Annotated in this window: 12 protein-coding genes and 1 riboswitch; of the genes, 5 read left to right on the forward strand and 7 right to left on the reverse strand. The window is 72.8% G+C overall.

What is annotated here, in order from left to right; genetic code table 11:
• Positions 1-62: 62 nt before the first annotated feature.
• From ACIQMR_RS02480 to thiO, 5 genes are all read right to left on the reverse strand, one after another.
• On the reverse strand, positions 63-926 hold the full coding sequence (locus ACIQMR_RS02480) for a deoxyribonuclease IV (RefSeq protein WP_401381928.1): 864 nt from the start codon (positions 924-926) through the stop codon (positions 63-65).
• Between the two features lie 5 nt (positions 927-931).
• Positions 932-2854 carry a Stk1 family PASTA domain-containing Ser/Thr kinase gene (pknB, locus tag ACIQMR_RS02485; RefSeq protein ID WP_401381930.1) on the reverse strand — a complete coding sequence of 641 codons (1923 nt, stop codon included), beginning with the start codon at positions 2852-2854 and terminating at the stop codon, positions 932-934.
• Positions 2855-3002: 148 nt separating this feature from the next.
• Positions 3003-3797 (reverse strand): thiazole synthase, encoded by a 795-nt coding sequence (locus ACIQMR_RS02490; protein WP_401381933.1) that lies wholly within the window; start codon positions 3795-3797, stop codon positions 3003-3005.
• Between the two features lie 6 nt (positions 3798-3803).
• On the reverse strand, positions 3804-4019 hold the full coding sequence (gene thiS / locus ACIQMR_RS02495; RefSeq protein ID WP_266374819.1) for a sulfur carrier protein ThiS: 216 nt from the start codon (positions 4017-4019) through the stop codon (positions 3804-3806).
• Positions 4016-5203 (reverse strand): glycine oxidase ThiO, encoded by a 1188-nt coding sequence (thiO, locus tag ACIQMR_RS02500; protein WP_401381935.1) that lies wholly within the window; start codon positions 5201-5203, stop codon positions 4016-4018. Before thiO ends, thiS begins: the two co-directional genes overlap by 4 nt.
• Positions 5201-5313, reverse strand: a riboswitch (TPP riboswitch). (Overlaps the previous gene by 3 nt.)
• A 117-nt stretch (positions 5314-5430) precedes the next feature.
• On the opposite strand from thiO, the gene ACIQMR_RS02505 reads away from it, so the two are divergent.
• The 5 genes from ACIQMR_RS02505 to ACIQMR_RS02525 all read left to right on the forward strand — a co-directional run bounded on the left by ACIQMR_RS02505 (position 5431) and on the right by ACIQMR_RS02525 (position 9825).
• Positions 5431-6672 carry an NAD(P)/FAD-dependent oxidoreductase gene (locus ACIQMR_RS02505; RefSeq protein ID WP_401381936.1) on the forward strand — a complete coding sequence of 414 codons (1242 nt, stop codon included), beginning with the start codon at positions 5431-5433 and terminating at the stop codon, positions 6670-6672.
• A 90-nt stretch (positions 6673-6762) separates the two neighbouring features.
• Positions 6763-7128, forward strand: coding sequence for an Rv2175c family DNA-binding protein (locus ACIQMR_RS02510; RefSeq protein WP_266374825.1), 366 nt, complete (start codon positions 6763-6765; stop codon positions 7126-7128).
• Between the two features lie 115 nt (positions 7129-7243).
• Positions 7244-7894, forward strand: coding sequence for a thiamine phosphate synthase (thiE, locus tag ACIQMR_RS02515; protein ID WP_401381939.1), 651 nt, complete (start codon positions 7244-7246; stop codon positions 7892-7894).
• 76 nt (positions 7895-7970) lie between these two features.
• Positions 7971-8888 (forward strand): methylenetetrahydrofolate reductase [NAD(P)H], encoded by a 918-nt coding sequence (metF, locus tag ACIQMR_RS02520; RefSeq protein WP_401381942.1) that lies wholly within the window; start codon positions 7971-7973, stop codon positions 8886-8888.
• Positions 8889-8940: 52 nt separating this feature from the next.
• Entirely contained in the window at positions 8941-9825 is an 885-nt protein-coding gene (locus ACIQMR_RS02525) for a hypothetical protein (RefSeq protein ID WP_401381945.1), read from the forward strand.
• A gap of 128 nt (positions 9826-9953) precedes the next feature.
• Here ACIQMR_RS02525 and ACIQMR_RS02530 read toward each other — a convergent pair whose 3' ends face one another.
• Positions 9954-11474 carry a phytoene desaturase family protein gene (locus ACIQMR_RS02530; protein WP_401381947.1) on the reverse strand — a complete coding sequence of 507 codons (1521 nt, stop codon included), beginning with the start codon at positions 11472-11474 and terminating at the stop codon, positions 9954-9956.
• A 53-nt stretch (positions 11475-11527) separates the two neighbouring features.
• Positions 11528-12145, reverse strand: coding sequence for a DUF4126 domain-containing protein (locus ACIQMR_RS02535; RefSeq protein WP_401381950.1), 618 nt, complete (start codon positions 12143-12145; stop codon positions 11528-11530).
• Positions 12146-12267 lie beyond the last annotated feature (122 nt).

Here is a 12267-nt window from a genome sequence, read left to right on the forward strand (position 1 = left end):
GGTAGCGGTTCCTTCCGACAGCGGGAACCGTATACCCCCCCAGGGTATTCCTCAAGGAATCCTCAGCCGTCGCGGAGCTTCTTCAGCAGCGCCACATCGGCTGCGTACGTCTCCTTCCCGTGCCGCCCGCCAGGGGTCTCGATGATCAGCGGCACGCCGTCCGCCGCAGGGTGGCGCATCACCTCACGAAAGGCGTCCTCACCGATGTGACCGGCGCCGATGTTCTCGTGGCGGTCCTTGCGGGCTCCCACGACATCCTTGGAGTCGTTCGCGTGGATCAGCTTCAGCCGCCCCTCGCCGACCGTGCTCACCAGCAGATCCAGCGCCCGTCCGGCACCGCCCGGCGCGGCCAGATCGTGGCCGGCGGCGAAGGCGTGGCAGGTGTCCAGACAGACGCCCAGCCGGGGATGGGCGTCCAGCGCGTCGAAGTACGGGCCGAGGTCCTCGACCAAGGAGCAGAGCGAGAAGCCCTGACCGGCGGTCGGCTCCAGCAGCAGGAACGGGTCGTCGTCATGCGTGAGCTCGTCCAGCAGCGGCAGCACCAGCTCCCGTACCTGCGCGAGCGCCGTCGCGCGCGTCCGGCCCCCCGTCGCCGACCCGGTGTGCACGACCACGCCCAGCGCGCCGATCTCCCGCCCACGGCGCAGTGAATGACGCAGCGACTCCACGGACCGCTCGGCGGTTTCGGTGCTGTGCGAACCGAAGTTGATCAGATACGGCGCGTGGACGTACGCGGGTATGCCCTCGGCCGCGCACTCCTCACGGAACCGCTCGTCCTGCGCCGGGTTCCCCGGTGGCGTCGCCCAGCCGCGCGGATTGGCGACGAAGACCTGGACGCTCTCGGCGACGATCTCGCGGGCGTACGTCAGACCCGTCCTGGCCAGGCCGCCGGCCACGGGGACATGGGCGCCGACAGGGCTGTGCATCGGATCTAGATCCCCTTGGTCTTGATGGTGATCGTGCTGCCCTCGGGAGCCTTGCCGCCGCCCTCGACGGACTGGCTCTCGACGGTGTCGCCGAGGAACGGGAAAGCGCGCTCGACCTTGACCTCGAAGCCGGCCTGCTCGAGCTCGCTCCGTGCGTCTTCCAGCTTGTCGCCGGTGACGTCCGGGACCGCGATCATCCGGGGGCCCTTGGAGACGGTGAGGGTGATGGTGTCCCCCGTGGCGGCCTGCCGGCCCTCGGCGGGGGACTGGGTGGCGACGGTGCCGGCGTCCGCGGGGGAGTGGACCCGCCCGGCGGCCACCGTGACCTTCAGCCCGGCGTCCTCGAGGGTGCTCGTGGCGTCCTCGACGGACTCGCCGGTGACGTCCGGGACGTCGACCGGGGCGCCCTTGCTGACGACGAGCGCCACCGCGGAGTCCGGGCGGCGGTCGGTGCCGGCGGCCGGGTCCGAGCTGATGACCACGCCCTGCGCGGCCTCCTCGCTGAACTCCCTGGTGACCACACCCGGGGCGAGCCCGACCCTGCGCAGCGCGCTCCGCGCCTCGGCGAGGGGTAGGCCCTCCACCTTCGGGACCTTGACGATCTCGGGGCCGCGGGAGATGACGAGCGTCACCGAGCCGTTGTCGCGGATGCGTCCGCCGGGGTCGGGGTCGACGTCCATGACGGTGCCCCGCCGGTAGACGTCGCTGAAGCCCTTCGTCGTCCGCTCCACGTCCAGGCCGGCGGCGGTGAGCCGCTCCCTCGCCGCGGCTTCGCTCTGACCGAGGACGGTGGGCACACGCGTGAACTGCCCCGAGTTGATGTACCAGACCCCGGCGCCCACACCGAGAACCAGCAGCACCGCGACGACGGCGGCCAGCATCCCGCGCCGCGGGACCGGGCGACGGCGGCCCCGGGCGGGCCGCGCGGGACCGGGCGGCGGCATCTCCAGCCGGCTGGTCCGGTGGACCGCTTCCCCCTCGGTGGGCAGCGGCCGCGCGATCACGCTCGTACGGTCCTCGGCACGGGCGGCTCCGCCGGGGTCCGCGGTCCGCGCCCGCGGCGGCACGGCGTCGAGCTGGTCGTCGCCGAGCGCGGCACGCGCCTCACGGGTCCCCGCGAGCAGCGCGACGGCGTCGTACGGACGTGCCCGGGGATCGCGGGCCGTGGCGCTCGCGACGAGCCCGTCCAGCTCCGGGGCGAGCCCGGGTACGGCCGCGGACGGGGCCGGCACGTCCTCGTTGAGGTGCTGGTAGAGGACCGCGGCGGGGGTGTCGCCCGAGTGCGGTTTGCCGCCGGTCAGCATCTCGTAGAGCACGACACCGCAGGCGTAGACGTCCGCGCGGGTGTCGGCGGTGCCCGACTCGATCTGCTCCGGCGCGAGGTACGAGACGGTCCCGAGCACCGACCCCGTGGTGTTCGTCACGGACCCCACGGCCCTGACCAGCCCGAAGTCGGCGACCTTCACCCTGCCGTCGTCCCCGATGAGGACGTTCTCCGGCTTCATGTCCCGGTGCACGAACCCGGCCCGGTGGGCGGCGCCGAGCGCGGCCAGCACCGGTTCGAGGATGTCCAGCGCCGCCCGTGGCTGGAGCGCACCGCGCTCGCGCAACACGTCGCGGAGGGTGCATCCGGGTACGTACTCCATCGCGAGATAGACGTACGCGCCCTGCGCTCCCTGGTCGTACACCCCCACCACATTCGGGTGGGACAGCCGCGCCACGGACTTCGCTTCCCGGATGAAGCGCTCGACGAACGTGGCGTCCGTCGCGAGATCCGGGTGCATCACCTTGAGGGCGAGCACCCGGTCGAGCCGGGTGTCCACGGCCCGGTAGACCGTGGCCATCCCGCCGACGGCGACGCGCGCGTCGACGCGGTAGCGGCCGTCGAGCACCTGCCCGACGAGGGGGTCCTGAAGGGTCGTATCCACGCGGTTGAGTCTACGAGCCGTGCCAGGTGCTCCGGCCACCCTCGGGCGGGGCGGTGCCCGTACTGCAGCGCACCTGTGACGCGCGCGCCCACGCCCGGACCCGCGCGCCCCCGAACCTCCTCGCCACCGCCCCCGGACCCCTGGGTACTCAGAACGCAGGGCGCTCCGGGTCCAGGGCCGCCCGGCCCTCCACCGGGGAGGACGCCTCGGCGAAGTGGCGGCGGGGGATGCGGCCCGCGCGGTGGGCCAGGCGGCCCGCCTCGACCGCGTGGCGCATGGCCTCGGCCATCAGCACGGGCTCCTGCGCACGGGTGACCGCCGACGCCAGCATCACCGCCGAGCACCCCAGCTCCATCGCCAGCGCCGCGTCCGACGCCGTACCCGCGCCGGCGTCCAGGATCACGGGGACCCCGGCCCGCTCGGTGATCAGCTGGAAGTTGTGCGGATTGCGGATGCCGAGCCCGGAGCCGATCGGAGAGCCGAGCGGCATGATCGCCGCGCAGCCGGCGTCCTCCAGTTTCCGGGCGAGGACGGGGTCGTCGTTGGTGTACGGCAGCACCGTGAAACCGTCGTCGACGAGCACCTCCGCCGCGTCCAGCAGTTCGATGGGATCGGGCAGCAGCGTCCGCTCGTCCGCCACCACCTCCAGCTTGATCCAGCCGGTCCCGAGGGCCTCGCGGGCGAGCCGTGCGGTCAGCACCGCCTCGCCCGCGGTGAAGCAGCCCGCGGTGTTCGGCAGGACCTGGATGCCGAGGCGGTCCAGCACGGAGAGCACGGATCCGTGCACGCTCGGGTCGAGACGGCGCATCGCCACCGTCGTCAGTTCCGTGCCGCTCGCGATCAGCGAGCGCTCCAGTACGTCGAGGCTCGGCGCCCCGCCCGTCCCCATGATCAGTCGGGACGAGAACTCCACTCCGCCCAGCAGAAAACGGTCGTCGGCCATGACTGGTCAGCCTCCCTGGACTGCGGTGAGGACCTCGACGCGATCACCTTCGCCGAGCAGGGTCCCGGACCATTCGCCGCGCGGGACGACGGTCTCGTTGACGGCGGCGGCGACCCCGGACGGCGCGGCGGTGAGCATGGCGACGAGTGCGTCGAGCGTCGTGCCGGTCGCGATGTCGCGCGGTTCCCCGTTCACGGACACGGTGTTCATGGGCGCGGTCATGCGGACAACTCCTGTCGAGCGGGAGACGGAGCGGAAGAGAAGCGGTGCGGGCTGAAGGCGCGTGCCTCCTCCGGAAGGCCACCGGTGACCAGGACGTGCGCCATGACATCGCCGGTCACCGGGGTGAGCAGGACGCCGTTGCGGTAGTGACCGGTGGCGAGCAGCAGACCCGGCAGTTCCGAGGGCCCCAGCATCGGGGCGTTGTCCGGGGATCCCGGGCGCAGCCCTGCCCGGGTCTCGGTCAGCGGCAGTTCGGTGAGGCCGGGCACCAGCTCGTGCGCGTCGCGCAGCAGCTCGTAGACGCCGCCCGCCGTGACCGTCGTGTCCCAGCCCAGCTCCTCGCTGGTCGCGCCCACGACCAGCTCGCCGTTCTCGCGCGGCACGAGATAGACATGGCTGCCGCGCACCACGGCCCGCACCGTGCGGGACAGGAACGGCGCGTAGGTCTCCGGCACGGTCAGCCGCAGCACCTGCCCCTTCACGGGCCGTACCGGAGGGAGCACCTGCGGGGGTACCCCGGCCAGCCGGCCGCTCAGACTGCCCGCGGCCAGCACCACCTGGTCCGCGGCGACCTCGCCGCCGTCGGCGAGCACGGCTCCGGTGGCCCGGTCCCGTGCCACGGACAGCCGCTCCACCCAGTGGCGGTGGAAGGTCACCCCGGCCCGCTCGCAGGCCACGACCAGCGCCTTCGCCAGCCGTCGCGGATCGATCTGGTGGTCGCCGTCCACCCGCAGCCCGCCGCGCACCCCGGGTGCCAGCATCGGCTCCAGGCGCCGGCACTCCCGGCCGGTGAGCCAGTCCGACTCCAGCCCGCAGCGCTGCTGCAGGGCGTGCAGATCCCGCAGTCCGGCCCGGTCGTCGGCGTCGAGCGCGACGGCGAGCGTCCCGCAGCAGCGGTATCCGGTGTCCTGGCCGCTCGCCTCCTCCAGCTCGGCGACGAACTGCGGATAGCGCCGGGCGGAGGCGAGGTTCAGCCCGAGCAGGGTCTCCTCGCCGTAGTGGAGCTCCGTCACGGCCGCGAGCATGCCCGCCGCGACCTGGGCGGCTCCGCCGCCCGGCGCGGGATCGGCGAGCGCGGTCCGCAGCCCGCGCTGGGCCGCCCGCCAGGCCGTGACGAGGCCGATGATTCCGCCCCCGATGACGAGGACGTCCGCGGATCGTCCTGGTGAATGCGCTGGACGCATACGTCTTCAGACCCTCCCTTCGCCGGCATGACCCGGATCAGGTTCGTACGGTCGGAGGCCGCCCAGCCTCCCTCTCAGCCCGGTGCGTCCGGGCTCCCGCGAGTATCGGTACGGTGGCCAGCCTAACCCCGCGGCCCAACGGGCAGTAGGGGAGCCCGGGCCCGGTCCCGCCGGGGCGAGGGGCGGTTCGCCTTCCTGACGTTTCGTCAGATGGTTAGGGTGGCCGGGTGAGTGAGACCGAGCAGACGGCGCAGAGCCGCCGTGTCGTCATCGTCGGCGCGGGCATGGCAGGCGTCCAGACCGCCGTGGCCCTGCGTGAACAGGGCTTCACGGGCAGCATCACCCTCATCGGCGCCGAGCCCCACCAGCCCTACGACCGGCCGCCGCTCTCCAAGGCCGTCCTGCTCGGCACGGCGGAGGGCTCCGCCTTCGATGTCGATTTCGAGGCCCTGTCGGTGGACCTGCAGCTCGGCCGTGAGGCCAGTGGCCTGCGGCCGGGGGCGCACGAGCTCGACACCCCGGCCGGTCCCGTCGCGTACGACGTCCTCGTCATCGCCACCGGCGCGGAACCGCTGGCCCTGCCCGGCACCGAAGGCGTCCCCGGCGTCCATCTGCTGCGCACCCTGGACGACGCGGAACGGCTGCGTCCGGTGCTGCAGCGGCAGCACGACATCGTGGTCGTCGGGGCCGGCTGGATCGGTGCGGAGTTCGCCACCGCCGCCCGCGAGGCCGGGTGCGCGGTCACCGTGGTCGAGGCCGCCGACCGTCCCCTTCCCGGCGCCCTGCCCGCCGAGGTCACCGCCCCGATGACGGACTGGTACGCCCAGAGCGGCGCGGAACTCCTCACCGACGCGCGGGTCGCCGCCGTCGAGCCGGGCACGGTCGTCCTCGCCGACGGTCGTCGGCTGGCCGCCGGCGCCGTCGTCGTCGGCATCGGCGCACGCCCCGCCACCCGCTGGCTCGCCGGGTCGGGAATCGACCTCGGCGCCGACGGCTCGATCACCGCGGACGAACGACTGCGCACCTCACTGCCCGATGTGTACGCGGTCGGGGACTGCGCCTCCTTCCCGTCCGGCCGCTACGGGCAGCGGCTGCTCGTCCACCACTGGGACAACGCGCTCCAGGGCCCGCGCACGGTCGCGGCCAACGTCATCGGCGCCGACGCGGGACGGCCGGCCGAGCCGGGGGAGATCTACGACCCGGTGCCGTACTTCTGGTCCGAGCAGTTCGGCCGCTTCGTGCAGTACGCGGGACACCACGGCGGCGCCGGAACCCTCGTCCGGCGAGGCGACCCGGCCGACGCCTCCTGGTCGGTGCTGTGGCTGCGGGACGGGATCCTCGTCGCCCTCCTGGCGGTAGGCAGGCCCCGCGACCTGGCCCAGGGGCGCAGGCTCATCGAGTCCGGGGCCCGGCTCGACCCGCAGCGCGCCGCCGACCCGGCCGTCCCGCTGAAGGCGGCGGCGCTCTGAGGTGCCGCCACGCCGTCGTTGTCCCTCTGAAGGCCGCAGCTCAGGCGGGCCCGGCTACCGACTGTCAGTCCGGGATGGCAGGCTTGTCCCGTGACCGAGATTGACGCAAAGATCGATGCTCTCGTCCCCGCCTGGCTCCACCTGCCGGACATCGCAGAAAAGCTCGATGTCGAGGTGACGCGCGTGCGGCAGCTGGTCAAGGAGGGCCAGCTGATCGCCGTGCGCCGCGGTGAGAACCGGACGCTCCAGGTCCCGGCCGCCTTCATCAAGGGCGACAAGGTCGTCAAGGGCCTCTCCGGCACCCTGACGCTCCTGAAGGACGACGGCTTCACCGACGAAGAGATGCTGGAGTGGCTCTTCACTCCCGACCCGACCCTGCCGGGAACCCCCGTGGAGGCTCTCGGGGAGAATCGCGGCACGGAGGTGAAGCGCCGGGCACAGGCGCTCGCCGTCTGACGTCGCTTCCCGCATCGCCCGACCTGCACACCGCTCGACGCGGTGCGCGGACCGCAGTCCGGCCACCCGGCCGGACCCGGTCCGCGCACCGCCGACCCACCGGGGGGTATCACCCATGTCCGATTCCCGTGCGCCGCTGTCCGACGCCCGGCTCTACCTCTGCACGGACGCGCGCAAGCGCCAGGGCGACCTCCCCGAGTTCCTGGACGCCGTCCTGTCCTCCGGGGTGGACATCGTGCAGCTGCGGGACAAGGGCATGGAGGCCGGTGAGGAGCTGGAGCACCTCGCGGTCTTCGCGGACGCCTGCCGCCGCCACGGCAAGCTGCTGGCGGTCAATGACCGGGCCGATGTCGCCCACGCCGTCCGCTCCGACGTGCTGCATCTGGGCCAGGGCGATCTGCCCGTGCCCGCCGCCCGGGCGATCCTCGGGCCCGACGTGCTGATCGGCCGCTCGACCCACGCCACCGAGGAGGTCGACGCGGCGGCGGCCGAGCCCGGCGTCGACTACTTCTGCACCGGCCCGTGCTGGCCCACCCCGACCAAGCCGGGCCGCCACGCCCCTGGCCTGGACCTCGTGCGGTACGCGGCCGCGCTCGGCCAGGACCGGCCCTGGTTCGCGATCGGCGGGATCGACGCGGGCAACCTCGACCAGGTCCTGGAGGCGGGCGCGCGGCGCGTCGTCGTCGTCCGGGCGATCACGGAGGCCGACGACCCGGCCGCGGCAGCCGCCGGTCTCACCAAGCGGATACGGTCCTACGCCCAGTAGGCCGTTTCATGAGCGATCGGTGTCCGATGGGTGGAATACGGTTGGGAGACCGGTGGGCCCTGGATAACCTGCGAGTATGGCCCTCGGCACAGCTTCCACCCGGACGGATCGCGCACGTACCGTGCGCGAGCTGCTCGCCACCGACAAGACGTCGTACTCGTTCGAGTTCTGGGCGCCCAAGACGGAGAAGGGTGAACGGAACCTCTGGAACGCGCTGCGGCGGGTGGAGGCGGTCCAGCCGAACTTCGTCTCGGTGACCTACGGAGCCGGAGGCTCCACCCGGGCGGGCACGGTGAAGGCGACCCAGCAGATCGCCGCCGACACCACGCTCACGCCGGTCGCGCACCTCACCGCGGTCAACCATTCCGTCGCCGAGTTGCGGAACATGATCGGCCAGTACGCCGACGCCGGGATCAGGAACATCCTGGCGGTCCGCGGCGACCCGCCGGGCGATCCCATGGGCGAGTGGGTCGAGCACCCGGACGGCGTGCGCTACGCGGCGGACCTGGTCAGGCTCATCAAGGAGTCGGGCGACTTCTGTGTCGGTGTCGCGGCCTTCCCCGAGATGCACCCCCGGTCGGCCGACTGGGATTCGGACGTCCAGCACTTCGTGGACAAGTGTCGTGCCGGTGCCGACTACGCGATCACCCAGATGTTCTTCCGGCCCGAGGACTATCTGCGGCTGCGCGACCGGGTCGCGCAGGCAGGCTGCGAGACCCCGATCATCCCCGAGATCATGCCTGTCACCAGCGTCAAGCAGATCGAGCGGTTCGCGCAGCTCAGCAACGCGTCGTTCCCGCCCGCACTCGAACAAAGGATCCGCGCCGTCGGGGACGACCCCGCCGCTGTACGCTCCATCGGTATCGAGTTCGCAACGGAGTTCTGCGCGCGGCTGCTCTCCGAGGGTGTCCCCGGATTGCACTTCATCACGCTCAACAACTCCACGGCGACGCTCGAAATCTACGAGAATCTCGGACTGCACCAGCAGTCGTGACCGGCCGTATCCGCCGCTACCCCGGGCGGAGGGCCGCAGGAGAGGGGCGGGCATGGGCTGGACGGTGCTCTACATCGCGTTCGGCATTGTCGCGCTGTGGCTGCTGGGCGAGGTGCTGCTGCAGTACAAGGCGAGGCTGCGCTGGCGGCTGGTCGCGTTCGTCGGATTCCTGGGCGTGGTCGTCGGCGTGCTGATGCCGAACGTGATCGTGATCGGCATCGGTGCCGTCGCCTTCGCGGTCGGCCAGACCTATGTCACGCTCTCCTTCCGCCGCGGCTTCTCGACCGGCTGGGCGATCGGCGGCAGCCCGGGCTCCAGCCGGCGCCGCAGGTCCGGCGGCGGCCCCGTCGACCGTGAGCCCACTCTCGAGGTGACCGACCTCGCGTACGAGGACTCCGGCCCGGCCGATCCCTCCCACCAGGGCATGGCAGAGCACCCGGACGACGGCTCGTCGGCCGTGTACGAGCCGCAGCCGCTCCCGGAGGACACCGGCCAGTACGGCATCTACACCGACACGGCGTACGCCAACCAGGGGCAGGCGCAGGGGCAGAACGACAGCGGCTACGGCACCTGGTCGACGGGCTACGCCGACGCCTACTCCCAGGGCCACAGCTACGAACAGCCGGTCGGCGCCCACGACGCCTACACCGGTCCGTACGACTACGGCACCGGACAGCAGCAGTACGCCGCCTACTCCGATCCGTACATCGGCACGCAGGGCTACGGCTCGTACGACAGCTACGGCGGCCAGCAGCAGTACACCGACCCCTACGCCACCCAGCAGGGCTACAGCGAGACCCCGCCGGGCGGTGTCTGGGTGCCGCAGCAGCGCGACGGCGAGCAGGTCCCGCCGATGCCCCCGGAGCAGCCCTCCCCGTACGGCTACGACCAGTCGGGCTACGAGACCGACTACAACGGCCAGACGTACCGCTACTGACACCGGCACCCACGGCGTCGGCACCCACGGCGTCGGCACGCGCGGCGACCCGCGGGGCCTTTGCTCGTGGGTCACTGCTCGCGGGTCACTGCTCGTGGGTCACCGCGGCGCGGGCCACTGCCCGGGGCTCACTGTGAGCCGCGGAAGCCGGCACCCTCCACGATCAGCCCGGCCACCAGCGCACCCGACATGCCGCTGTGCGCGAGCCCGCCGCCCGGATGCGACCAGCCGCCCGCGAAGTACAGCCCGGGCACGGGCGAGGAGTTGGCCGCGGGAAGCAGCTCCCCGCGCGCACCGGCCAGCGCGGGTCCCGGCACCTGATGGGCGCCCGTCTCCCGGAAGGTGTCCACGGGGGTGCGCACCTCGCGCCACAGCAGCCGCTCCCGCAGTCCCGGAACGGCGGCCGCCGCGGCCTCCAGCATCCGGTCCGCGAACGCCTCCGCGCCCATGGCCCCGGCCGCCCCCTCGCCCCACAGGTTCTCCGGCGACGAGCTGTCCCCCGCGGGGACGGTCGCGGTCACCGTGACCGCCTCGTGCGCGCCGTCCGGCAGCAGCCGCTCGTCGCCGGGCCGCAGCACCACCACCGTCGGCCGCTCGCACAGCCGTCCCGCGCCGAGCGCCGCCAGTTCGTCCGCCCGGTCCGTCGAGTGCACCACCGTCCGGTGCGCCGCGCCGTCCTCCCGGGCGCCGCGCAGCGCCAGACAGACGGTGACCCGCCCGGTCCGTACCGCCTCCTGATAGCGCGGCCAGTCCGCCCGGGAGTCCCATCCAAGGACATGGTCGCGGTACAGCGCGGGCACGGGCGAGCCCGCGACCACGTGGTCCGCCTCGACGCTCCGGCCGTCCGCCAGCTCGACGCCGACCGCCCGGCCGTCCTTGATCCGTACGTCCGTCACCTCGGCGCCGAAGACGAACTCGACCCTGCGCGCGAGGCATCGCTCGTGGACGGCGTCCGCGAGAGCCCGTATCCCGCCGCGCACGTACCAGCTGCCGAAGGTCTGCTCCATGTACGGCAGGACGGCGGCGGAAGCGGGCACGGTCGCCGGATCGAAGCCGTACGCCAGGGCGTGGCTCTCCAGCAGCGCCGCCAGCCGCGCGTCGCGCAACTCCCGCCGGCCCACCTCGGCGAGGGTGCGCGCCGGGCGCCGCAGCAGTCCGCCCTTCACCGCCGGATACGGGTCACGGCCGAAGCGGGAGGGATCGGCGGGCAGCGGCTCCTCCAGCAGCGGTCGCCGCGAGCGGTCCCAGGCGTCCCGCGCGCGCACCAGGAACTCGCCCCAGCGCTCACCCGAACCCGCCCCGAGCGCCGCGTCCAGCGCCGCGACGACACCCGCCCGTGACGCGTTCGGCAGCGCCACGACCGTGCCGTCCGCGAAGAGATGACGGCTCGCCGGATCGACCTGGACCAGCTCGACGCGGCTCTCCAGCGGCTCCTTGCCGGTCTTGACGAACAAGTCCCGCCATACGGCGGGCAGATGGAGCAGCCCCGGCCCGGTGTCGAAGACGAAGCCGTCACGCTCGAACCGGCCCACCGAGCCGCCGTACGTCTCCGCGCGCTCGAACACCGTCACCCGGTGGCCCGCCACGGCCAGCCGGGCAGCGGCCGCCATGGCGCCCATCCCGGCGCCGATCACCACAATCCGTGCCATGCCAGGGACCTTATCGGCCGCCACCGACAGTCACGGGCCCGGCCCGTGGACCGTCAGGGGCCCGGTGGCCCCGGCAGGTCCGACGCCAAGCGTCTCTCCTCGCGGCGCTGTGCCCACCGCCGCAGGAAACGGCGGATCCGCGAGGCGAGGAAGACCAGTATCACCAGCCCCAGCACGAGCAGCGTCGCCGCGATGATCGCCGCCGGCAGCGGATGGAACATCGCGAACGTGACGATCCCGCCGACGCCGAGATCCTCGGCGGTGCTCATGGCGACATTGCTGAAGGGTTCCGGTGACGTGTTGATCGCCATCCGGGTGCCCGCTTTGACCAGATGGCTCATCAGCGCCGTGGAGCCGCCGACCGCGCCCGCCGCGAGCTCCGGCAGCGACCCGCTCTCCCCGGCCAGCAGCGCCGCCACCACCGCCCCGGCCACCGGCCGGATCACCGTGTGGACCGAGTCCCAGGCCGAGTCGACGTACGGGATCTTGTCCGCCACCGCCTCGCACAGGAAGAGCACACCGGCCGCGATGAGGACGTCGGGGCGCTGCAGCGACTCGGGTACCTCGTCGGTGACCCCGGCCGCGCCGAACAGGCCGAGCAGCAGGACCACCGCGTACGCGTTGATCCCGCTGGCCCAGCCGCTCGTGAAGACCAGAGGGAGTACGGACACGGACGCGATCGTAACCAGCCCGGACCTCCCGCGGGTGGGCATGAGCACGGGCTGCTGAGTATCCGTACCTAGTGCGGGAGATGAGTAGGTACGCGGATGGGGTCCGACCTGCGTGGACGGAA

The organism is Streptomyces sp. NPDC091376, from assembly GCF_044757085.1.
GTDB lineage: Bacteria > Actinomycetota > Actinomycetes > Streptomycetales > Streptomycetaceae > Streptomyces > Streptomyces pratisoli.